This is a genomic window from Flavobacterium yafengii (genome assembly GCF_030010375.1).
Taxonomy (GTDB): domain Bacteria; phylum Bacteroidota; class Bacteroidia; order Flavobacteriales; family Flavobacteriaceae; genus Flavobacterium; species Flavobacterium yafengii.
This window is the reverse complement of record NZ_JASCRY010000001.1, coordinates 706,128-730,416: the sequence shown is the minus strand read 5'-3', so window position 1 is coordinate 730,416 and position 24,289 is coordinate 706,128. Positions and strand designations below refer to the sequence as shown.

The 24,289-nt window shown below is 33.1% G+C and carries 22 protein-coding genes; 9 read left to right on the top strand and 13 right to left on the bottom strand.

The annotated features are described in order from the left end of the window. Positions 1–130 precede the first annotated feature (130 nt). On the bottom strand, positions 131–1,063 hold the full coding sequence (locus tag QLS97_RS03225; RefSeq protein WP_282714229.1) for a 1-phosphofructokinase family hexose kinase: 933 nt from the start codon (positions 1,061–1,063) through the stop codon (positions 131–133). 107 nt (positions 1,064–1,170) lie between these two features. On the opposite strand from QLS97_RS03225, the gene thiL reads away from it, so the two are divergent. Further along, positions 1,171–2,217, top strand: a complete 1,047-nt coding sequence (gene thiL, locus QLS97_RS03220) for a thiamine-phosphate kinase (RefSeq protein WP_282714228.1) — start codon at positions 1,171–1,173, stop codon at positions 2,215–2,217. Positions 2,218–2,278: 61 nt separating this feature from the next. On the opposite strand, the gene QLS97_RS03215 is transcribed toward thiL, so the two are convergent. The 5 genes from QLS97_RS03215 to QLS97_RS03195 all read right to left on the bottom strand — a co-directional run bounded on the left by QLS97_RS03215 (position 2,279) and on the right by QLS97_RS03195 (position 8,302). Beyond that, positions 2,279–2,965, bottom strand: a complete 687-nt coding sequence (locus tag QLS97_RS03215; protein ID WP_282714227.1) for a response regulator — start codon at positions 2,963–2,965, stop codon at positions 2,279–2,281. 20 nt (positions 2,966–2,985) lie between these two features. Further along, the gene (locus QLS97_RS03210) at positions 2,986–5,010 is read right to left on the bottom strand and encodes an ATP-binding protein (RefSeq protein ID WP_282714226.1); all 2,025 of its coding nucleotides are present in this window, start codon (positions 5,008–5,010) and stop codon (positions 2,986–2,988) included. A 111-nt stretch (positions 5,011–5,121) separates the two neighbouring features. Continuing rightward, a complete protein-coding gene (locus QLS97_RS03205; RefSeq protein WP_282714225.1) occupies positions 5,122–5,409 on the bottom strand; it encodes a 3-oxoacyl-ACP reductase in 288 nt (95 codons plus the stop codon). A 177-nt stretch (positions 5,410–5,586) separates the two neighbouring features. Next, on the bottom strand, positions 5,587–6,399 hold the full coding sequence (locus QLS97_RS03200) for a LytR/AlgR family response regulator transcription factor (RefSeq protein WP_282714224.1): 813 nt from the start codon (positions 6,397–6,399) through the stop codon (positions 5,587–5,589). Between the two features lie 361 nt (positions 6,400–6,760). Then, a complete protein-coding gene (locus tag QLS97_RS03195) occupies positions 6,761–8,302 on the bottom strand; it encodes a glycine--tRNA ligase (protein WP_282714223.1) in 1,542 nt (513 codons plus the stop codon). 97 nt (positions 8,303–8,399) lie between these two features. Between QLS97_RS03195 and QLS97_RS03190 the strand changes: the two genes are divergently transcribed. Both QLS97_RS03190 and QLS97_RS03185 read left to right on the top strand, forming a co-directional pair. Beyond that, complete coding sequence (locus QLS97_RS03190) at positions 8,400–9,083, top strand: ComF family protein (RefSeq protein ID WP_282714222.1); 684 nt, start codon at positions 8,400–8,402, stop codon at positions 9,081–9,083. Between the two features lie 287 nt (positions 9,084–9,370). Further along, positions 9,371–9,979 (top strand): superoxide dismutase, encoded by a 609-nt coding sequence (locus tag QLS97_RS03185; RefSeq protein WP_282714221.1) that lies wholly within the window; start codon positions 9,371–9,373, stop codon positions 9,977–9,979. A 288-nt stretch (positions 9,980–10,267) separates the two neighbouring features. On the opposite strand, the gene QLS97_RS03180 is transcribed toward QLS97_RS03185, so the two are convergent. The 4 genes from QLS97_RS03180 to purN all read right to left on the bottom strand — a co-directional run bounded on the left by QLS97_RS03180 (position 10,268) and on the right by purN (position 14,497). Continuing rightward, positions 10,268–12,166: an amidophosphoribosyltransferase gene (locus QLS97_RS03180; RefSeq protein ID WP_282714220.1), complete on the bottom strand. Its 1,899-nt coding sequence runs from the start codon at positions 12,164–12,166 to the stop codon at positions 10,268–10,270. A gap of 130 nt (positions 12,167–12,296) precedes the next feature. Then, positions 12,297–13,220, bottom strand: a complete 924-nt coding sequence (locus QLS97_RS03175) for a PfkB family carbohydrate kinase (RefSeq protein WP_099714134.1) — start codon at positions 13,218–13,220, stop codon at positions 12,297–12,299. A gap of 105 nt (positions 13,221–13,325) precedes the next feature. Further along, positions 13,326–13,805: a ribonuclease HI gene (gene rnhA, locus QLS97_RS03170; RefSeq protein ID WP_282715533.1), complete on the bottom strand. Its 480-nt coding sequence runs from the start codon at positions 13,803–13,805 to the stop codon at positions 13,326–13,328. A gap of 119 nt (positions 13,806–13,924) precedes the next feature. Next, entirely contained in the window at positions 13,925–14,497 is a 573-nt protein-coding gene (purN, locus tag QLS97_RS03165) for a phosphoribosylglycinamide formyltransferase (RefSeq protein WP_282714219.1), read from the bottom strand. Positions 14,498–14,673: 176 nt separating this feature from the next. Here purN and QLS97_RS03160 point away from each other — a divergent pair, with 176 nt between their 5' ends. From QLS97_RS03160 to QLS97_RS03135, 6 genes are all read left to right on the top strand, one after another. Then, entirely contained in the window at positions 14,674–14,910 is a 237-nt protein-coding gene (locus QLS97_RS03160; RefSeq protein WP_007137004.1) for an acyl carrier protein, read from the top strand. A gap of 182 nt (positions 14,911–15,092) precedes the next feature. Next, positions 15,093–16,346, top strand: coding sequence for a beta-ketoacyl-ACP synthase II (gene fabF / locus QLS97_RS03155; RefSeq protein ID WP_282714218.1), 1,254 nt, complete (start codon positions 15,093–15,095; stop codon positions 16,344–16,346). A 9-nt stretch (positions 16,347–16,355) separates the two neighbouring features. Then, positions 16,356–17,096, top strand: a complete 741-nt coding sequence (locus tag QLS97_RS03150) for a ribonuclease III family protein (RefSeq protein WP_282714217.1) — start codon at positions 16,356–16,358, stop codon at positions 17,094–17,096. A gap of 114 nt (positions 17,097–17,210) precedes the next feature. After that, entirely contained in the window at positions 17,211–17,699 is a 489-nt protein-coding gene (locus QLS97_RS03145; protein WP_282714216.1) for an IPExxxVDY family protein, read from the top strand. A 5-nt stretch (positions 17,700–17,704) separates the two neighbouring features. Beyond that, positions 17,705–19,135, top strand: coding sequence for a pyruvate kinase (gene pyk, locus QLS97_RS03140; RefSeq protein WP_282714215.1), 1,431 nt, complete (start codon positions 17,705–17,707; stop codon positions 19,133–19,135). 176 nt (positions 19,136–19,311) lie between these two features. Further along, positions 19,312–20,082 carry a Bax inhibitor-1/YccA family protein gene (locus QLS97_RS03135; RefSeq protein WP_282714214.1) on the top strand — a complete coding sequence of 257 codons (771 nt, stop codon included), beginning with the start codon at positions 19,312–19,314 and terminating at the stop codon, positions 20,080–20,082. A gap of 58 nt (positions 20,083–20,140) precedes the next feature. On the opposite strand, the gene QLS97_RS03130 is transcribed toward QLS97_RS03135, so the two are convergent. The 3 genes from QLS97_RS03130 to QLS97_RS03120 all read right to left on the bottom strand — a co-directional run bounded on the left by QLS97_RS03130 (position 20,141) and on the right by QLS97_RS03120 (position 23,980). Continuing rightward, on the bottom strand, positions 20,141–20,656 hold the full coding sequence (locus QLS97_RS03130; RefSeq protein ID WP_282714213.1) for a PAS domain-containing protein: 516 nt from the start codon (positions 20,654–20,656) through the stop codon (positions 20,141–20,143). Between the two features lie 96 nt (positions 20,657–20,752). Next, positions 20,753–21,835, bottom strand: a complete 1,083-nt coding sequence (gene dinB / locus QLS97_RS03125; RefSeq protein ID WP_282714212.1) for a DNA polymerase IV — start codon at positions 21,833–21,835, stop codon at positions 20,753–20,755. A 54-nt stretch (positions 21,836–21,889) separates the two neighbouring features. Then, positions 21,890–23,980, bottom strand: a complete 2,091-nt coding sequence (locus tag QLS97_RS03120) for a recombinase (protein ID WP_282714211.1) — start codon at positions 23,978–23,980, stop codon at positions 21,890–21,892. Between the last annotated feature and the right edge of the window lie 309 nt (positions 23,981–24,289).

Sequence of the window (24,289 nt, the reverse complement as noted above, 5' to 3'; positions counted from 1 at the left end):
AATAAAGAGAAAACCTGATGATGAAAATTGTCAGGTTTTTTTGTTTGAATTGGTCATTGCGAGGAACGAAGCAATCCCATTTATTGCTCTCGTTTTGGGATCGCTTCGTTCCTCGCAATGACAGTTTAACCTATTTCTTCTGCAACCATTCAAACAATCGTTTTGCATCTTCGAGTTTAAACAATTGGGTTCCTTCATTCATTGTAGCTGCTGATCCACAGGCAACGCCCCAACGAATGATTTCTTTCAGGCTTTTATTTTGCGAAAGCGCCCAAACCATCCCACCAACCATACTGTCACCGGCACCAACAGTACTTTTTTTGGCTACATTGGGAGCCGGTACAAAATCATAGGAATCTTTAGTAACCAAAACTGCGCCTTGTGGACCAAGGGAAACGACTACGATTTCGACTCCGCCTTTCGCAATGATTTGTTTTGCGGCTTCGTTTACTTCTTCCAGTTCCAACCGCTCAACGCCTATTAATTTTGCCAGTTCTCCAACATTGGGTTTGATCATATAAACACCAATTTCTAATGCTTTTTTTAAGGATTCACCAGAGGTGTCCACAATTAACTTGGCATTTGATTTTTTTGCGATTTCAGCAATTTTTTGATAAAAATCTATTGACAAACCTTCATTCAAACTTCCACTGGCTACTAGAAATTTTAGATCAAAATTAGCTATGGTTTCTAATATTCTTTTGCTTTCTTCTTCTGAAATTTTTCCACCTGTAAATCCAAATCGGTATTGTGAATTGGTATTATCATCCACAGCGACAAAACTTTCTCTCGTCCAAGTTTGGACTTCGATTGCTTTAAATTCAACCGATTCTTTAGCCACCAATTCCTCCAGCATTTTACCCATTGGTCCACCAGAAGTAAACACCGCTAGAGACGTTCCTCCCAGACGCGAGATAGCCTTAGAAACATTGACTCCACCACCTCCCGCATCATAACGAGGCTCATCACATCTTATTTTTTGTTCCGGGACTAAGCCTTTAAAATGTGTGCTTTTATCTAAAGCAGGATTAACTGTAAGCGTAACTATATCAAATGCCTTCATTTTTTACAAATTTAATACTCTAAAGGTCGGATAAAATTGATACAATTTGATACAAATCAAGGCGAATATTTCTTTGTATATTTGCAACCTCAAAACAATGAAAAAAAATGATTGAAGATAAAACCCCACAACGTACAAGTATTGCTCAATTAGGAGAATTTGGATTGATAGACCATTTGACAAAAAACTTTGAAATCAACCAACCTTCGACTTTAAAAGGAATTGGAGATGATGCTGCCGTTTTGGATTTCAAAGATAAAAAAGTAGTCGTTTCAACAGATTTGTTGATTGAAGGCGTACATTTTGATTTGGCTTACATGCCCTTAAAACATTTAGGCTATAAAGCAGTCGTAGTAAATGTTTCCGACATTTGCGCGATGAATGCTAAGCCAACACAAATCACAGTTTCTGTAGCCGTATCGAATCGTTTTCCTTTGGAAGCATTAGATGAATTATTTGCAGGAATTACGCATGCAGCCCGTGAATATAATGTAGATGTTATAGGTGGTGACACCACTTCGTCTCAAAAAGGATTAATCATCAGTATAACTGCCATTGGAGAAGCAGATGCAGAGGAGATTGTTTATAGAAACGGTGCCAAAGAAACTGATTTATTAGTGGTTACCGGAGATATTGGTGCTGCTTATATGGGATTACAAGTTTTGGAACGTGAAAAGCAAGTTTTTCAGGTTAATCCAAATTCACAACCAGATTTAGATGCTTATACGTATCTAATCGAACGTCAATTGAAACCAGAAGCACGTAAAGATGTTCGAACTTTATTACATGCTTTAGAAATAAAACCAACTTCAATGATTGATATTTCTGATGGATTATCATCTGAGATTATGCATTTGTGCAAGCAGTCCAAAGTGGGTTGTAATTTATACGAAGACAAATTACCTATCGATCCAACATTTATTAATGTTTGTGAAGAATTTAATATCGATAGCACGACCGTTGCCATAAACGGAGGAGAAGATTACGAATTGCTTTTCACAATTGCCATGGAAGACTTTGAAAAAATCAAAGCAAATCCAAATTTCACTATTATTGGCCATATGACACAAAAAAGTGAAGGAATTCATTTAGTTACTCGAGCGAATACCAAAATTGCTTTAAAAGCGCGTGGTTGGGATGCTTTAACTGAATAAAACTTCATCAAACAAAAGAAAAAACGACACTTAATAAGTGTCGTTTTTTGTTTAAGAAAATTTAGAAAAGCAATCCTTTGCTTTTAGCTTCTCGGACTAAGTCGATATCGCTACCTTCTTCTATTTTTAATAATTCTTTTAATTTTATTTTTCTTCTCTCAATTGCTCCTAATGAAATTGGAATGTATTGAGGAATGTCACTTAGCTTAGTTCCTTTAGAAATATGAAATAAAATTTCTTTGTCAAATTGATCAATTTCTATACTATCTTCCTCCGATTGGGCTAACATTTTCAGAACGGACTGACTGTAATATTTTTCATTTTTTATAACTTTATCAAACGCAAAAAGTAATTCATCAAAGGTTAAATCATTTTTTATAACCAGCCCATTAGGGTTTATAGTTTTGATAATGGTTTTTATCTTTAATAATTCTGTATACATGGTAAGCAAAATTATTTTACATTTTGGCATAAATTCCGATATTAATCTTGCCAAATCTTCTCCAGAATAAATATTTTTTTCTTCATAAGGAGGCATACTAATATCTAAAAAAGCGATATCAAACAACAAAGTATCCGGATTTGTAATAATGCCATAAGCCGATTCGCAATCTTTAGCTTGAGTTATAAAAAACTCAAACTCATCAGGATTATATCTAGTAATTGCATTTTTGTATCCTTCTATAATAAAAGGGTGGTCATCAACGATTAATATATTATTTTTTTTTGTTGATTGGTCAATTATCATTTCTGTGTAAGTTTTTATATTTATTCTATTGGGACTGTAATTGTTATGATTGTACCTTCTCCTTTTTTCGATTTTATATCAACAACTCCATCACATTCATTGGTTCGAAAAAGTATATTCTGCAAGCCTATTCCTTTTTTAGCTGTTTTAACATTAAAGCCTATTCCGTCATCACTCATCATCAAAATTAGATGATCCTCTTCTTTTTTTAGTTCAATTTTAATGTTATCAGCGGTAGCATATTTATTGATGTTTTGAAGTGCTTCCTGAAGAATTCGATATAAATTAATTTTGACCGAATTGCTTACTAATTCCCATTTTATACCCGAATCAATAATTGAAACTAATTTTGATTTAAATGTCTTTTTCTGGTCTTCAAATAGGTTGTCAATAATAGCAACGAAGTTATTAATTAATTCTGATTTTTCTCTATTTAGATCATGAGAAATTTCACGAATATCCTGCTCAATACTTTTCAGCTCTGTTAGGTAGTTATTTCTTTTTTCAACAGCAGTTCCGTCATCAATTTTATTTAGACTTTCTAGGTTAATCCGAACTCCAAACATCCTTCCTAAAACGCCATCGTGTAATTCACGAGCTACTCTTTTTTTCTCCTTAATTCTAATCCCTTCAATGGTATTCTGTTGTGAAATCATTAAATTATAGATTTCCTCATTTGCTTTTTGCTGTTGTTGTTTGAACTGTAACTCTCGATTTTTAGCTTTCTGCGTTTTAATCACAAAAGTAAACAACCCTAACATTGCTAATCCACTGAAAATAAAAACTAAATTCCTATTTTGAGTTGTTAAACTTGTGTTTTGTTCTTGTATCTGATCTGTTTCATATTCTATTCTCCAGAATTTATCTCCTTTCTTTCGGTCTGCTTTTTGCAGACTATCATTGATGTGTATATATTCTTTGTTATAAATAATTGATTTTTTTGGCTCTATAATCGCTAATTGCTTAAGACCACCTAAAATATTTCTATGATTTTTAGTTTTTCTAGACAATTCTAGTGCTTCCCTAGAATATTGTATTGCCTTAACAGTATCCTTCCTTGATGCGAAATATTCTGACAAATGAATTTTGTTTAGAAAAATTCCAGAAGTTAGTCCTAAACTATCTCTCAGTTTTAAAGATTGATAAAACAATTCCGGAAGCCCTTCAGATTCATTAAGTTTAAATTTAGAATAAGCTAAATTATCTAATAACATAGCATAAACAAAAGCCTTTTGAGTAGAGAGATTTTGTTGTTCTAACCCTTGCTGAAAATAATTTTTGGCCTGTTTATGCATATTCAAGTTTTGATATACTAACCCCATATTATTTAATGATGTGGCTTTCGACTGAAACTCTAAAGGAATAACCTCTTCATCAATACTTGCTAATGCTTTATTATGATATTCTATAGCTTTATCATATTCTGCTAGTTCATTGTATATTATACCTAAAAGGTTATATGATTCATAGAGTATATCTTTTGCCTTTTCATCTTTTATAACTCGTAAGGCATTAAATACAGATATTTCACTTGCTAAAAAATCACTTTCGTTGTATTGTAAATTTGCTTTATTTAATAATGCTCTGGCGAAATTATAATTATCATGAAGTAGCTGATACATTTTCTCGGATTTAAAATAATACATAAATGCACTATCAGAGATTGCTTGACTACCATAATAATCCCCCATATAAGTGTAAGCTTTCGCAATATTTACGGTATCATTACTGCTTTTCGAATTATCTAAAACAACACGAACCGTTTTTTTATAGCCTTTCCAATCGTTCATATTATAGTAACGATTGGCTACCCTAAACAAGTTTACCTTACTAATTGAATCATTAGGTTGATCAATTATAATAGCAAATGCTTTCTGGTTGTATTCTTGCTTTTTCTGAAGAGTTAAGTTGGCTTCGTTTGCTAAAGATAAATAAGTAGCAATGCTATCCTTTGATGAAATATCGGTAAGCTTTACTTCATTTTTCTTGGTACAACCAATGAAAAAAAACAATAGTAGCAAAATTATGTAGTAAGTATTTTTCAATCGTATTTCTTCAATTTTATCAAAAATACTAAAATAAAGCTATTGAAATAAAAAAAGCTATCAAAAATTTGATAGCTTAATTATTATTTAAATAGAAAAGTATAAACGATACTAGTCTAGTTTTTTATTTCCGCCTGTTGCTGCTCCGCCAACTAAATCTAATTTTTTATTCCCACCTGTTGCTGCTCCGCCAACTAAATCTAATTTTTTATTTCCACCTGTTGCTGCTCCGCCAACTAAATCTAATTTTTTATTCCCACCTGTTGCTGCTCCGCCAACTAAATTGATGGATTCATTAGTGTTTTCAACATTAGTATTCTTTGTAGTCTCAGGTGTAGTAAAAGATGTTAATATCATCACTAAAGAGAATAATCCGATTGTTAAGATTGCTTTTTTCATAATTTGGGTTTTTATGTTGTTGTTTTGTTTTGTCTTATTTTTGGAACCGCATTTTCACTGGATTCTTTTGTAAAACTACAGAGACAACTTCAAAAATTCCTACAAAAAAAGGCGTTTATGGTAGAATGTAGCCGTTTGATAGTGAATGACCATCAAATTAAAGTGGATGACTGTTTTTTAAATTTCTAGATAATTTCCATTGGAAAAATCAGAAATAATAAGGTCGATATTTACCTTATATGATTTGGAGAAAGGAAGTTTTACAGCACTGTTTTTAATATAACACACTGAATTTCCACTATGAATCCTAGAAATATAATTACGATTGACTATATAACTGTTATGAATCCTAATAAAAGGAAAAGATAAAACACCTTCGAAATGCTTCAATGTTTTGAAAGCAGTTATCATTTCACCATTATTTAGATATATATCCGTAGAATTATTATCGGCTTGGAAATAGCAAATATCTTTGGCAGCAATATATCTATAATCACCATAGGATTTGACACACAGGATTAGAGATTGATCTTGATTTGGTGTTTCTTGTCTGGGAAAAACTTTCGGCTCTTCATCAGCAACTAATGATTGTTCTAAAAAAATTTCTTTAGGAGCAATTGATTTATTTAATTTTAAAACTGATTTTACAACATCGATTCGTGTCAGTGGTTTTATTAAATAATCGAAAACCTCATATTTTATAGCATCAAAAGCTAAATCTTTCCTAGCCGTTGTGATGATAATTTTAGGAATCACGTTCAAATACCTGTATAACTCATTAATTAGAGTCAACGACAAATTACTAGCCGGATTAACTGGATCAATTTCCAGAAAAACTATTTGAGGCGTATGTTCTAATATGAGATTTAAACCATCTTCATAATTATTAGCCGATGCTACAAAATCGAGTTCTGAAAAACTATCAGCCATGGCTTTTGTTTTCAAAACACTTTCTTGATCGTCGTCAATAATAATGTACGAATAATTCATCAATGGTTTTTCCTGGAATTGTTAGGCATTACATTATACGTCCAAAGCAAAATATACTTTAAATTATTAAGTAACAATGGTAGTTTTGGGAAACTAGTTAAACAAAAAACTCCTATTTAACATTCTAAAAATAAGCATTTAACCTTTTTTTCATATGTGTTGTTAATATGTTTTTAACAAATGTTGACATGTTAAGATGAAGTGCAAATAAATCCGACGAAGAGCGTAAATATGTGTTCTAAAAGAAACTAATAAATCCGTTTATTCTATTAATTGCATATCAAAAAAATCATTTGATAGTATCCTAAAAACAAAAAGCCTTCCTATTCGGAAAGCTTTTCTTATATAAAAAAACATTTGATTACATTTTCATCAACCAGTTTTTCATTGAAACTTCATTTTCAATAATAGTTTTCAAATCCGCAATAGCTACACGGTCTTGTTTCATTGTATCTCTATGACGAATGGTTACCGTTTGATCTTCGATAGTTTGATGATCTACTGTAATACAAAACGGAGTCCCTAAGGCATCTTGTCTTCTGTAACGTCTTCCTACCGCATCTTTTTCGTCATACGCCACGTTGAAATCCCAACGCAAATCATCAATAATTTTATGTGCGATTTCCGGTAATCCGTCTTTTTTTACCAATGGTAAAATTGCCGCTTTTGTTGGAGCCAGAACTGAAGGTAATTTCAGAACTGTTCTTGTTGAACCATCTTCTAACGTTTCTTCTTTTAATGAAGTTGCAAAAACAGCCAAGAACATTCTATCTAATCCAACTGAAGTTTCCACTACATAAGGAACATAATTCTGATTCAATTCAGCATCAAAATACTGTAATTTTCTACCTGAAAACTGTTCGTGTGCTTTCAAATCAAAATCAGTACGCGAGTGAATTCCTTCTAACTCTTTGAATCCAAAAGGGAAGTTAAATTCAATATCAGCAGCTGCATTTGCATAATGTGCTAGTTTTTCGTGATCGTGAAAACGGTAATTTTCTTTTCCTAAACCAAGTGACAAGTGCCAATTTAGTCTAGCTGTTTTCCAATGTTCGTACCATCTCATTTCATCGCCTGGACGTACAAAAAACTGCATTTCCATTTGTTCAAACTCACGCATACGGAAAATAAATTGTCTCGCAACGATTTCGTTTCTGAACGCTTTTCCAGTTTGTGCAATTCCAAAAGGAACTTTCATTCTTCCTGATTTTTGAACATTCAAGAAGTTAACAAAAATACCTTGCGCCGTTTCTGGTCGCAAATATAAATCCATTGCTGAATCTGCTGAAGCTCCTAATTTTGTTCCGAACATCAAGTTAAATTGACGTACTTCGGTCCAATTTCTTGAACCTGATTCCGGGCAAGCAATTTCTAATTCTTCAATTAATGCTTTTACATCTTCCAAATCTTCGTTACCAAGAGAGCGAGCCATTCTTTCCAGAATTTCTCTTTCTTTGGCTTTGTACTCCATCACACGGGCATTTGTTGTTACAAATTCCTGTTCGTTGAAAGCATCACCAAAACGAGCTCTGGCTTTTTCGATTTCTTTGATTGCTTTTTGATTTAGCTTTTCGGCATAATCTTCAATCAAAACATCGGCTCTATATCTTCTTTTCGAATCTTTGTTATCTATCAATGGATCATTGAAGGCATCTACGTGACCTGATGCTTTCCAAGTGGTTGGGTGCATCAATATTGCCGCATCAAGACCTACAATGTTATCGTTCATTTGAACCATTGCTTTCCACCAATATTCGCGTATGTTCTTTTTTAATTCTACTCCGTTTTGTGCATAATCATAGACTGCACTTAAACCATCGTATATTTCGCTTGACGGAAAAATAAATCCGTATTCTTTTGCGTGCGAAATTACATTCTTAAATAAATCTTCTTGTTTTGCCATAATACTGCAAAAATATAAAAAGTGAACTTAAAAAAAAGAAAATTGTTAAAGATTGAAGCATTGATTTGTCTATTTTTATAAATAAATCCTTGATTACATGTTTGAAAGCATTATTAATCTATTTTTTCCAAAAGTCTGTTCCGGTTGCAGCTCCTTTTTATTGTCCAATGAAAATGTAATTTGCACGGTTTGCAGACACGAGATTCCGCTGACGAATCATCACTTGAATCCAGAAAATGATGCTTTCAAAAAGTTTTATGGAAGAATTCCTGTAATTCACACTTCAGCATTATTTTATTTTCATAAAAAGGGAATTGTTCAAGAACTCATCCATAATTTAAAGTATAAAGGACATGAGGAAATAGGGACAATTCTTGGTGAATGGTACGCCGAAGATTTAAAAACAATCGAATTATTAGAGTCTGTAGATGAAATCATTCCGGTTCCATTGCACCGAAGAAAACTAAAAGAAAGAGGATACAATCAGGTAACGACTTTTGGAAAAGCACTTTCTTCTAGTCTAAATGTAATTTATAATGATTCGCTTTTGATTCGGAATGTGTATTCAAAAACGCAATCCAAGAAAAACTTATTAGGAAGAACTGAAGGAATTGAAACCATTTTTGATGTTTCCTTTACCGAAAAAGACCATGATAAACATTTTCTTTTAATTGATGATGTAATTACAACCGGAGCCACATTAGAAGCCTGTTCGCGCGCTTTACTAAAAATTCCCAATGCAAAAATCAGTATCGTTTGTATGGCAATGGCGCAATCGTAATTTGGAAATTTTGATTCTAAAACGTGTATTTAAAACAGAATGACAATTTAAACCACTACCGTTTTTAGCCCTGATTGCAGTGGAAATCCTTTTTATGCGCCTTTTCGGCGGATAAAAATATTGTAGCGGAAAGCAGGAAATAGCTCCTGAAAATAAGTCTGTTACAATTCCAAAGAGCACACTATCAATTAATTTAATGAAATTATAACGAAATAGAATTTCCGTTTCCAAAGTTTAATGTTTAAATTTGAATAAAAATATTTATAAATCATTTAAACAATCATATTATGGCTTTTGAATTACCACAATTACCTTATGCGTATGACGCATTAGAACCTTATATTGATGCGCGTACAATGGAAATTCACCATTCTAAACATCACAATGCTTATACTACCAATCTTAATGCAGCTATTGCAGGGACGGATATGGAAGGTAAGACGATTGAAAATATTTTGATTAATCTTGATCTAAAAAACGCTGCTGTTCGTAACAATGGTGGTGGCTTTTACAACCATAACTTGTTTTGGACCGTAATGACACCAAACGGTGGCGGACTTCCAACTGGAGATTTATTGGCTGCGATTGAAGCTGCTTTTGGAACTTTCGAAGAATTTAAAGCTAGTTTCAGCAAAGCTGGAGCAACACAATTTGGTTCTGGATGGGCTTGGCTTTGTGTTCATAAAGGCGGAAAAGTAGATGTTTGCGGTACTCCAAACCAAGACAATCCATTAATGCCAGGTGTAGGTTGTGGTGGAACTCCAATTTTAGGAATGGATGTCTGGGAACATGCTTACTATTTGCATTATCAAAACAGAAGACCAGATTATATCGAAGCTTTTTTCAATGTAATTAACTGGACGGAAGTGGCTAGAAGATTTGCTTTAGAGAAATAAAAAGAGAGTCAAGATTAAAGATTTCAAAAATTACTGTTGTCTTTTTTCTTGTTTCTGAAAACAAAAAGCGCCGATTTCAAAATTTGAAATCGGCGCTTTTTTTATATCATTTCTTGACTTTATTCCAATAAAAAAGGTGGAATCTCTTCCACCCTTTTTGCCCCAAATCTACCATAAACTTAACCTACTAATGTTATGGTGATTCAAATTTATACTAGTTCTTCGTTGCCACCAAATAAATTAGATGAACAACTTAGAAAACCGATTAAAAACTCATAGACTCAATTATTAGTATGCTCTAGCATCTTTTCCTTCATAGAAATTCATGAATGCTCGGTTTACTACGCGGTTCCCTCCAGGTGTTGGATAATCACCTGTAAAGTACCAATCTCCTAAATTCTTTGGACAAGCAACATGCAAATCTTCTACCGTTTGAAAAATAATTTTCACTTCGGCTTTTATCTCTGGAGAACTCAACATTTGTGCGATTTTATCTGAAACCTCTTGAGGTTGAAAAGGTTCGTATATTGCCGTTACGTAATTTACAACTTCACTGTCCTTGAAGTTTTCCTGCGCTTTACATTTTACATATACTTCGTCAACGATATGATACAAGTTTCTTTCTTTAAGCAGTTCTAAAGCTGCTTTGAAAGCTACTAAACCTTCTAATTTAGCCATATCAATTCCGTAACAATCCGGATAGCGTATTTGCGGTGCAGATGAAACGACAACAATTCGCTTTGGATTCAAACGATCCATCATTTTGATAATACTCATTTTCAAAGTTGTCCCTCGAACAATACTATCATCAATAATAACTAAATTGTCTGTTGGTTTAATAACACCATACGTAACATCATATACGTGGGCTACTAAATCGTCACGACTGCTATCCTCAGTAATAAAGGTTCTTAGTTTAGCATCTTTAATAGCTACTTTTTCGGTACGTATTTTTACCGACAGTAACTCTTGCAATGATTCCTTTGTTAAGGTATTTCTATTTTGAAGAATGTAATTGTTCTTTCTTTGATTCAAGAAATCTTGTGCCGCTTCAACCAATCCGTAAAATGAAGTTTCAGCCGTATTTGGAATGTAAGAGAAAACAGTATTGTCTGTGTCTTCGTCTATTGACTTTAAAACCGCAGGTAAAATAAGTTTTCCTAAATTTTTTCTTTCTTGATATATTTCGGCATCACTTCCTCTGGAGAAATAAATTCGTTCAAAAGAACACGCTTTTTTAACCGTTGGCGGAAGAATTTCCTGCATAGAAACCGTTCCGTTTTTCTTGATAATTAATGCGTTTCCTGGCTCAATTTCTTGAACTTTTTCGAAAGGAACATTAAAAACAGTTTGGATTACCGGTCTTTCTGAAGCCACTACTACTATTTCATCATCGTGATAAAAATAAGCGGGACGAATTCCTGCCGGGTCTCTAAACACAAATGAATCTCCATGGCCCAAAAGCCCTGCCATAGCATAACCTCCATCTAAGTTTTTAGAAGCTCGGGTTAAAATTTTGGCAACATCCAGCTTTTCAGCAATTACTGGCGAAGCTTCTCTTTTTGTCAATCCATTAACTTTACATTCTTGGTACAAATCAGTTACTGCATCATCCAGAAAATGTCCGATTTTTTCCATTACGGTAACCGTATCTGCCATTTCTTTTGGATGCTGACCCAGTTCAACTAAACTTTGAAAAAGCTCTTTAACATTCGTCATGTTAAAATTTCCAGCCAAAATCAAGTTTCTGTGCATCCAGTTATTCTGACGTAAAAAAGGATGAACACTTTCAATACTGTTTTTACCAAAAGTTCCATAACGAACGTGTCCTAAAAACAATTCTCCTAAATACGGGATTTTCTGTTTTTGAAGCGCTACATCATCCGCATATTCTGGATGAGAAGCCATTTCCTCATTTATTCTGTCGTTTATTTGAGCAAAAACATCCTGAATCGGTTGTGCATGATTAGAACGAACTCTACTGATGTAACGTTCTCCCGGCTCTACGTCTAATTTTATGCTTGCAAAACCTGCTCCGTCTTGCCCTCGATTGTGCTGCTTTTCCATCAAAAGATACATTTTTTGAATTCCGTAGAAAGCAGTTCCGTATTTTTCTTTGTAAAATTCAAGCGGTTTGAGTAGTCTAATTAAGGCTATACCACACTCGTGTTTTAAAGCATCGCTCATTGTAAAGTTGTTTGTGTTGTTGTGTTATTCTAAAAATAAATTGAACTGATTTAAAAAAATCGATAAATCAGATGTAATTCCCTGCTAATTTTATTTAACAAAAAAACCTCGTTTCCGAGGTTTCAGTGCATTATAATTCTATGTCGAATTGTGTCAGTGATTTGAATTGTTGTAATCTGGACACAACTTCCTCTTTATCTAAATTAACCATCCTTTCTGTTCCAAATTTTTCCACACTAAATGAAGCTAAATTAGAACCATATATAACTGCATTTTTCATGTTCTCAAAAGAGATGTTTTCACTCTGCGTTATAAATCCTGCAAATCCACCTGCAAAAGTATCTCCAGCTCCTGTTGGATCAAAAACTTCTTCTAATGGTAATGCTGGCGCAAAAAACACTTCTTTTTTATGAAATAAAAGTGCTCCGTGCTCTCCTTTTTTTATCACTACGTATTCTGGTCCCATTTCATGAATTTTTGCAGCCGCTTTTACCAAAGAATATTCTCCGGAAAGCTGTCTTGCTTCTTCATCATTAATAGTGATTACATCTATACGTTTCATTACGTCAAGTAATTCCGGTAAAGCACAATCCATCCAAAAATTCATAGTGTCTAAAACTACTAATTTTGGTTTGCTTTCCATTTGATCTAAAACACTGCTTTGTACCAATGGATGTAAGTTTCCTAACATCACTACATCGGCATTTTTAAAATTTTGAGGTACTTTTGGTTGAAAATCACCCAAAACATTAAGTTCAGTAGCCAAAGTATCTCTTGAATTCAAATCATTATGGTAAAGACCGCTCCAGAAAAACGTTTTCCCACCTTTAACAACTTCAAGTCCTGAAATGTCAATGTTTCTTGCTGTTAATAAATCTAAATATTCTTGTGGAAAATCATCGCCAACTACAGAAACTATGGCAGATTGTAAATTAAAAAAAGAAGCCGAAAGCCCTATATAAGGTGCAGCTCCACCTAAAATTTTATCTGTTTTGCCAAAAGGCGTTTCTATGGCATCAAAAGCAACGCTTCCAACAATCAATAATTTATTCATTTTCTGAGTTTCGAATTAAGGCGCAAAGATAGTTTATAAGTTGTAAAGTTGCAAAGGGTCTTAATTATAAAGTTTTGCCAATTTATTACACTGAATTACATCGCTTTACAGCAATTTTTCTTCTTCTTTTTCGTAAAAAGCATCGACTGAAAGTTGCTTTTGCATCGAAGCCATAACGGCTAATTCATCACATCGTTCGTTTTGGACATGATTGTTATGCCCTTTGATCCATTTAAAATTTACTTTGTGTCTTCTATAGACCACTAAAAAACGTTTCCATAAGTCGGAATTTTTCCTGTCAACAAATCCTTTTTTCTCCCAACCTAAAACCCATTTTTTCTCTACTGAATCTACCACATATTTAGAATCCGAAACAACCAGAACTCTAGTGTTCGGATTTTTTAATTTTTCTAGACCTACAATTACCGCCAGCAACTCCATTCTATTATTAGTCGTTCGACGAAAACCTTCGTAGAATTCTTTTTTATAAGGCTTTCCTACCCATTCCATAACCACCCCATAACCACCGTTTCCAGGATTTCCCTTGGCAGCGCCATCCGTATATATATGTACGTCGTGTTCCATTTTAGATTTCTTAGATTTTGGATATTTAGATTGGTTAGAAAGATAAACTATAATTGATTTAGGCTTTTCTAAAATTTTAAGCATTGAACCTATTTTATTTTTATGTACAACAGAAAAATCTAACTCATCTTATCTTCTAATAATCTCTCAATTACTTCAGGGAAATATTTTTGTTCTAATTCATGTATTTTTCCAGCCACCTCTTCTGGAGTTTCATCTCCCGATAAAGCTACCTTTTTCTGAAAAATAATATTTCCTTCATCATAATTTTCATCAACAAAATGAATGGTAATTCCAGTTTCCACCTCTTTATTACCAACAATTGCTCTATGAATATACATTCCATACATTCCTTTTCCGCCGTATTTTGGCAGTAATGCCGGATGAATGTTTATGATCTTATTAGGGTAGACTGCAATGATATTTTCGGGAAATTTTAATAAAAATCCTGCCAAAACAATCAAATCAGGTTGAATTTCATTTATTTTTTGTAATACAATACCTTCAATTAGATCTTCTTTTGAGAAAATAATGGACGGAACTCCATAGTTTTTTGCTCTTTCAATCACTTGAGCACTTTGGTTATTTGTAAACACCGCTTCGACAGTTCCAAATTCTGTTTTTGCAAAATACTTTATGATATTTTCAGCATTAGTCCCCGATCCAGAAGCAAAAACCACAATTTTTTTCATAACCTATCAAATTTTAATTGCACAAAAAAAGGCATAAAAATCGAAAATAAATAACATTGCGACAGCTTTGTTAAAATAAATTTCATAAATTAGATCTCACATTTTTTAACTAAATAGTTGTTTTAAAATAAAGTTTTTTATTTTTGCCAACAAATTAAATTCTAAAATTAAAGATTATGTCAGACATTGCATCAAGAGTAAAAGCGATTATCGTAGACAAATTAGGTGTTGACGAAAACGAAGTTGTAACAGAAGCAAGCTTCACTAATGATTTAGGAGCTGACTCATTAGACACTGTTGAGCTTATTATGGAATTCGAAAAAGAATTTGACATTCAAATTCCAGACGATCAAGCAGAAAACATCGCTACTGTAGGTCAAGCAATCTCTTACATCGAGGAAGCTAAAAAATAATAAATTATACACCCGTTTGCAATCCTGCAAACGGGTGTTATTATTTTTTTTTAAAATTAAATTCGAGATTGAATTTCAATCAAAACTATATTTATTGTAATACCCATGGCTCTTTCGTAATAGTAATACAGTAAAGAAAGCATGGGTTTTATTTGTTTAAAGATAACAAAAATAAAGAATTTATGGTATTAAGACGAGTTGTTGTAACAGGTTTAGGCGCTCTTACACCCATTGGAAATAACATTGAAGAGTATTGGAACGGACTTATTAACGGCGTTAGTGGTGCTGCTCCAATCACTTATTTTGACGCTTCAAAATTTAAAACTCAATTTGCATGCGAATTGAAAAATTTTAATGCTGAAGATTTCTTAGACAGAAAAGAGGCTAGAAAAATGGACCGCTATGCACAATATGCAATGGTATCATCAGACGAAGCTGTAAATGATGCCGGTTTCAATTTTGAAAAATTAGATAAAGACAGAGTTGGTGTAATATGGGGATCAGGAATTGGAGGATTAGAAACTTTTCAAATAGAAGTTCTTAATTTTGCTGCTGGTGACGGTACCCCAAAATTCAATCCTTTTTTCATCCCTAAAATGATTGCCGATATAGCTGGCGGTCATATTTCAATAAAATATGGATTTAGAGGACCCAATTTTACAACTGTTTCAGCTTGTGCTTCTTCTACAAACGCTATTATTGACGCTTTCAATTATATCCGATTAGGTCATGCAGATGCTATGGTAACCGGAGGATCTGAAGCTGCTGTAACTATAGCAGGTATGGGTGGATTTAATGCCATGCATGCTTTATCAACAAGAAATGACGATCCAAAAACAGCTTCCAGACCTATGGATAAAGACCGTGATGGATTTATTTTAGGAGAAGGTGCTGGCGCTCTTGTCCTTGAAGAATACGAACATGCTATTGCTCGTGGAGCAAAAATATATTGCGAAATTGGCGGTGGCGGTATGTCAGCAGATGCCCATCATATAACTGCACCGCATCCTGATGGATTGGGTGCTAAAAATGTAATGTTGAACTGCTTGAGAGACGCTGGTTTAAAACCAACCGATGTTGATGGAGTAAATATGCACGGAACTTCAACACCTTTAGGTGATATGGCAGAATCCAAAGCTATACTCCATGTTTTTGGCGATCACGCTTATACAATGAATCTAAATTCAACAAAATCCATGACGGGTCATTTACTTGGCGCAGCAGGTGCTATTGAAACAATTTCTTCAATTCTTTCCATGAAACATGGAATTGTACCACCTACAATAAATCATTTTACAAATGATGAAAGCATTGATTCTAAATTAAATTTTACTTTCAACAAAGCTCAGAAAAGAGAAATGAATGTTGTTATGAGTAATACTTTTGGTTTTGGCGGTCACAATGCTTGTGTATTGGTAAAAAAATTAGAAATCTAATAATTATATATGCGTATAATCAGAAAAATATTTTCAAAATCCCGTTCTCCAGAAGACGGGATTTTTTTTGATTCTATTCAGAAAATCTTGGGTTTTGCCCCAATAAACTTAGACTACTACAAGAAAGCCTTCACGCATCGTTCCTCAAATCGCTTGGATGTTTTAGGAAATCCAATTAATTACGAACGATTAGAGTTCTTAGGTGACGCCATGCTAAGCTCAGTAATTGCAGCACATTTATTTAGCAAAGCGCCCGCTGGAGACGAAGGTTATCTTACTAAAATGCGTTCAAAGATTGTAAGTAGAGAACATTTGAACGAATTAGGGAAAGACCTAAATTTAGTACAATACATAGAAAGCAAAGTGCCAATACAGCATTTTGGAGAAAACATACATGGCAATATTTTTGAGTCACTTGTAGGAGCAATTTATCTGGATAGAGGCTATATATATTGTGAAAAATTCATCCAAAAAAGAGTTATAATTCCTTACGTAGATATCGCAAGACTCGAAGGAAAAGTAATTAGCTACAAAAGTTTGGTGATAGAATGGTGTCAAAAAGAAAAGAAAATATTTCATTATGATATTTTCGAAGACAACGCAATTGACGGGCAACGTTTGTTTGGCGTGAAACTTAGTATTGATGACAAAGTGATTGCAAGAGCAAGAGCAACGTCAAAAAAGAAAGCAGAAGAAAAAGCATCCCAACGCGCTTATTTTGCATTTCAAGAAAAAATGGACCGAAAATAATATCAATTTTCATAAAACTATAACGTTTTCGTTCATAAATTAACAAAAACATCTTATTTTGAGAGGTCTACGCTTCGATAGAAATACTATATTTACATCTTATTTTTTCATGAAATGGCAATTCATAAATTGGATCTTGGCGAATTTGACGAAATAGATTACTATCTCATCGCAATTCATACTTCATTAGAAGACTATAGATTGGCTTATTTTATAAATCAAAAGCTGCCTATAAATTTGAGTAAAAGTAAAAATGAAATTCAAATTAATATAAAAGAAGGTGAGACCAATTTTTCGAGATTTTATTACAATGATACAGAAAAAGAAGTCTCTTGGGATTTGATTCAAAATAAAAATGAAGTAATCCAATACAAAAAAGGAAATACTCAAAATCTATTTTCAAATGTAACAATGGAAGTTTCAACAAAAGTATTTTTACTTCCAGAATTTAAAAAAGTAGATTACTTTTTAAAAATAGAAAATAATGACGATACTATGAATGTATCAAAAATACAGATACTATTAAATACCATAGATAACGTATCAACAGTTTATACGGTAGATACAAATCAAATAAAATCAAAAAACAATTTAATTTTTTAATACAAATGCTTACAAACAAAAAAACAAAAATTGTAGCCACACTTGGGCCCGCATGTAGTACAAGAGAAATCATAAAGGACATGATTGATGCCGGTGTAAATGTATTTAGAGTGAATTTTTCACATGCTGACTATAATGATGTAAAAGAAAAAATTAATATCATACGAGGTCTTAATGAAGAGTTTGGCTACACAACTGCAATCCTAGGTGATTTACAAGGGCCAAAACTTCGTGTAGGAGTTATGGAGGAAGGTGTAGTAGTACATGACGGTGATTTAATTACGTTTACTACTGCTGAAGACATTCTTGGAACGGCAAAAAAAGTATTCATGAAATACAAAAACTTTCCAAATGATGTTAATCCTGGAGAAAGAATTTTGCTTGACGATGGAAAACTTATCTTTGAAATCGTTGAAACGGATAAAAAAACAGAAGTTATAGCAAAAGTGATTCAAGGTGGTGAATTGAAATCTAAAAAAGGAGTAAATCTACCTAATACAAAAATTTCTCTTCCCGCAATGACCGAAAAAGATATAGCAGATGCTATTTTTGCTATTGGACAAAACGTTGATTGGATTGCATTATCTTTTGTAAAAACACCAAGAGACTTACAAGATCTACAAGAATTAATTGCGGAACACTCTGACTATAAAATTCCAATTATTGCCAAAATAGAAATGCCGGAAGCATTAGAAAATATCGACAAAATTGTTGCGTATTGTGATGCATTAATGGTTGCTCGTGGAGATTTAGGAGTTGAACTTCCTGCTCATGAAGTGCCTTTAGTTCAAAAAGAATTGATCCGCAGAGCCAAAACAGCTCGTATTCCAGTTATCGTTGCTACGCAAATGATGGAAACTATGATCACTTCACTTACACCAACTCGTGCTGAAGTTAATGACGTAGCAAACTCAGTTATGGATGGTGCAGATGCAGTAATGCTTTCTGGAGAAACAGCTACTGGAAATTATCCTGTTCAGGTAATTCAAAAAATGACACAAATTATTGAAGCAGTAGAAGATTCTCCGCTAATTCAAGTACCACAAAACACCCCACAAATTAAAACAAAACGTTTTATCACTAAAACAATTTGTCATCACGCTGCAACTATGGCTAACGTTATCAAAGCTAAAGCCATCTGTACCTTGACAAATAGTGGCTATACTGCTTTCCAGATTTCGGCTTGGAGACCTAACGCTCATATTTTAGTTTTCACTTCGAATAAAAGAATCCTTACCCAATTGAATTTGTTATGGGGCGTAAAATCGTTTTTGTACGACAAAAGAGTAAGCACCGATGATACTGTGACTGATATAAATGATATCGTTAAAGAAAAGGGATATGTTACCAAAGGAGATTTTGTTATTAATTTAGCCGCAATGCCTATAAAAGAAAAAGGAATGGTTAACACCTTGAGAGTTTCAGAAATAGAGTAGTTTAAAAATTACTTAAATACTTATCCGTCTTGTCTCGTTTTTAAAACGAAATAAGACGGATTTTTTTTACGCATCAATCATGTAATATGATTTCCCTCTTAAAAAAATTTAAGACTATTTAAACAATCTTCTGTAAAATAAAATTTATATTTGAGTAACAAATAACCCTACAAATTATGAGTTTCAATTCTAAAAATCCGTTTTTAAATAACAAAACTTTTTCCACTGCAGTTTCAAAAAATGACGAAGTGCATCAATCTACTATCATTGATTATAACGACGAAATGACTTTGTCTGGTACTATCAATAAAAGTTTAATCTTATTTTTATTGCTTACCGCTTCTGCAACTGTAATCTGGTGGTTGACTTTTAATGGTATGAATCCAATGGTTCCCGCAATTGGCGGTGCTATTGTTGGATTAGTTTTAGTGCTAATTTCAGCTTTCAAACCACAATATTCTCCTTATTTAGCTCCAGGTTACGCATTGTTCGAAGGGTTATTTATTGGTGGAATTTCGGCAATATTTGAAGCCATGTATCCTGGAATCGTAATTCAGGCAGTAGGCGCAACTTTTGTAACGTTTATGGTTTGTCTGGGATTGTATAAATATAAAATCGTAAAAGTAACGGAACAATTCAAATCGGTTGTTGTGGCAGCTACACTTGCAATTGCAACTTACTATCTTATATCTTGGGTATTTTCAATGTTTACCAGTTTTGTTCCCGTACATTATGGAAATTCAATGATGAGTATTGGAATCAGCATTTTTGTGATTGTTGTTGCCGCTTTAAATTTATTTTTAGATTTTGACCGAATAGAAAAAGGAGCAGCACAAAAAATGCCAAAATACATGGAATGGTATGGCGCAATGGGATTAATGATTACATTGGTTTGGTTGTATATCGAATTTTTAAGATTGCTTTCTAAACTGAACAGTAAAAATTAAAACCATCATAAAAATTTATAAAAAAGAAAACCTTTCCAGATTGGAAAGGTTTTCTTTTTTATGCAGCTTTTTCAAAAGCTATGTAGTGGCTTAATTGTCCTTTACTATTAAAAACTGGAAATCCTTTTATTAAACAGGCATAAACATCTCCGTTTTTTTTATAATTCATTACGGTTTTTTCAAAAGGCTGTTGAAGCATTACAGCAGTACGGATTTCATTCGAAACTGTCAAATCAGTTGCTGCACCTTGAAAAATCTTAGGATTTTTACCCAAAACTTCTGCTTCTACGTAACCATTCATTTTTATCATATTATGCGACGCAAAAACAATATTTAATTTAGTATCTGTCAAAATTATCACCTCTTCTCTCAGTCTTGTTTTTAAATCCCAGTTGTCATGAATCCATTTACTTTGAGAAGCTAGCGAGTTGAGCTTTTTTAAATCCACAAAGATATTTTTTATTAAACCTAAAAAATCATTATGAAAATTCCAAGAAGAAATAGGAACAGTTTTTACACTTAAACCACTGTGATACTTTGCAATAGCCTCTTCATATTGTCTAAAATTATTCATGTCATTTCATATTAAAGAACCAAATATAATTTTATTTATAAAAAGAAAACAACATATTTCAGACTTTAACCATTGTTGAACGAGTGAATTAGTTCTTCAAAAATCAAATTTTAACTGTACGACAACAAACTTTTTCTCTTCGGTGTTTAAATTACTGAGTGAAATTCCAAGCAATCGAACAGAATCCTTCATGCGTTCTTGATAGAGCAACTCCTTTACAATTTCTAAAATCAATCCTTTATCTGAAATAAAATAAGGCAAGGTCTTACTGCGGGTTTGTTGTGTAAAGTCACTGTATTTTATTTTTAAAGTGATTGTTTTACCAGCTACATTGTATCTTTTTAATCTTTTTTCCAATGCACTTGCAATGACCTCTAATTTCTCAATCATGAAAATTTCTGAAGAAAGATTAACATCAAAAGTATGTTCGGCAGCAACAGATTTTGTAATTCGATCTGATTTCACTTCGCTGTTGTGAATTCCTCTTACCACATTGTAATAAAAGTTTCCAGATTTTCCGAAATGTTTTTCCAGGAATTCCAATGTTTTGCTCTTTAACTCCACTCCGGTAAAAATTCCAAGTTGGTACATTTTTTCAGTAGTTACTTTCCCAACACCATGAAATTTTCGAATTGGCAATTCTTCCAAAAACGAAATAACTTCATCCGGATTGACCGTTTTTTGACCATTGGGTTTATTGTAATCACTGGCAATTTTAGCTACAAACTTATTCACTGATATTCCTGCCGAAGCCGTTAAACCCACTTCGTTAAAAATACGCAGTCTTATTTCTTGTGCCAATAATGTCGCACTTGGATTTCCTTTTTTATTATTGGTAACATCTAAATACGCTTCATCAAGCGACAAAGGCTCAACCAAGTCCGTATATTCATAAAAAATCTTTTGGATTTTACCCGAAATTTCCTTGTATCTGTCAAAACGAGGTCTTACAAAAATAAGTTCTGGACAGTTTTTTTTGGCCATAACACCACTAATAGCGCTTCGAACTCCAAATTTTCTAGCTTCATAACTTGCTGCAGCAACAACACCTCGGTTTTCTGAGCCACCTACAGCAATAGGTTTTCCACGCAACAATGGATTATCCATTTGCTCCACAGAAGCATAGAAAGCATCCATGTCAACGTGTATGATTTTTCTATTTGGAATTAATTCCTGCATCTAAACTGATTGAATATCCAATACTATTTCCGAATGATTGATTAGCGATAAAAATTATTTTTGGTCTTCCACGTGTAAATAGTTTTCGACAACTACTGATTTGTCTTTCTTTTCCGTTGGAAAAAAGAAACTAATAGGTCTTGATTTGAAATGATTCCAAATGGAGACTGTAACAAATCGCAATTCGAATAATGAGATGGCTCTCGAACGAAATGCAAGCCCTAGTGAAAGACTAAAACTCACCATAAAGTTAACTAATCCTATAATACCAATCCCAAAAACACCCCAAAATAACATGGAGTCGCTTACTGCATAATTAGCACCGTATAACGCCAAAGCGAGATTTCCACTTCCAAAAGTGATGTGTCGAATATCCAGATTCAATCCCAAAAATAAGCCGATAGATGCCGTACTTCCCATGAATATTCCAAACCAGAAATTTGAAATAATTCCAGCCCATCTTTTTCTGTATAATTTGGCTAATTTAACTGTCCTTTCTTTTCCAAAACTTCTTTTCAGCCAAGGGTGTTCTGTGATTCGAAAATACACTTGGTTGTGCTTATCCCTGTTTGCAATACTTCCTGAAATAATTCCTGATAAAAACAAAAACGCTCCGGCAATGGCCGCATGAAATATGGCTAAAGAGTGAATTGGACTCAAATCAATAAGTAAACCTTCCCATTTTGTTGCAGCAATATTATACTGTAACATGTAATCAATACCCCAAATTCCAAGTAATGAAACCGGAAAAGCCATGATTACATTCCCCACAAAAGCAATAAACTGAGAACGAAATACACGTGCAAAAAGAATAGCAAAAGCTTTATACTTTTCGGCATCTTTTCCTTTTTTTATAACACCTTCTTCCAATGCTTTAATCAAAGCTGAAGCTGTCATAGCGGGTTGTTTGGTAGCAAGTGTAAAACCTAAAAGATAAATAGCAATAAATCCAAAAGCATAATTCATACTATAAAGGAATGCATGACCAAAAAAACTGGTATCGGCCTTAGAAAGTAACACTTTAATGACACATAAAATACCTACTATAAATCCTCCACCTAAAGCAGTTCTAAACATTTTGAAATACTCTTGTCGGCTCTCAGTAATATAATGCTCCCCCGTTTTAGCAGTATGTTGCGTTATTTCATAGGAAATCAGCTGGGTACTTTCGGCAATAAATTTCCTAACATTGTTTTTGTAGCAATTGTATTTGATCAAATGCAAAACCAATGTAATTCCGTTATATCTTTTATCACTTCCTTTTTCTATAATCAACAATGAAATTAAAAACTTAAGCCGCACTAATTGCTGTCTAATTTTTAATAAATTCTGATTTACACGAAGTGAAATTCCGTATTTCGAACTATTATGAAAAGCTTTCTCCACAAAGTCTTCGCATTGTTTGTGTAAAACTAACAGCTGGGCATAGGACAAATCATCGGGTTTAATAAAATGATTTTCAGAATTTCTGATTCGGTCTTCAATAAGGAATAGTTCCTTTTCAAAAGCTGTAAAAGGACTTTCGTAATCATCAAATTCCGGAACCATTTTGATAACATCCGTTTCCAGGGCACGACCACTAATGCGTTGCGTAATTAAATCCATTGCAACTAATAATTCCGACAAAACTGAATTAGGTTCTACACTTTCATAAATTGATTTAAATTTTAAAAGCCAGTATAGTTCTTCCAATTGGCTTAATGGAATTTTATTAATCCAAATTGTATCATTGGCCTTATAAAAAACCTGATTAAGAATATATTCTAAAGTATCTTTTTGAGGCTGATACGGCAAAAACTTAGCTAAAATTCTTTTTTTGACTTCAAAAATAAAATCTACATCTTGCAGAATAGCCGCATCAGAAAGTATTTTGTTAAATTTTTTATCTTTTATTATTTCTTTGAGATATATTGAAAATTGTTCTCTACAAAAATCATTTTCATTAAAAAAAGAAACAATTTCCTGTAAATCAACTGTTTCCAGTTTTTTAATTTTCAAAGGTCTGATGAGCCTAATTAAATCGATTAAAGGCTCTAAGCTATCTTCCGTTTCACGCCAAGCTTGATTCTCCCCAAAAAACTTGATTAATAGTGTTGCTGGCGTTGGTTTAGATTTCGCTTTAAAAATTGGCATATTTGAATTCATTCGGTTTTTGTAAAAATACAAATCGACACCATAACTTCCATTAACTTATTGATAAAATAACTATTAAATAAGAGGCAAAAATTCCTTAATACTGAAGCGCATTTACTCGAAAACTAATTTACAGTGTAATAAGATCTTTTTTTGATGAAAAAATCTTGATGAAAAATATTAAAGTACGAAAAATAGAAATATTTGATACCTTTGGGTTCCTGGATTAGCCCAGATAGGAGTGAAAATCTTCGATTGAAAAAAACTATTTTTTCTTTTAAAAAAAGAGCGACCAAAGAAGCTCCTTTTTTAAAAATAGAA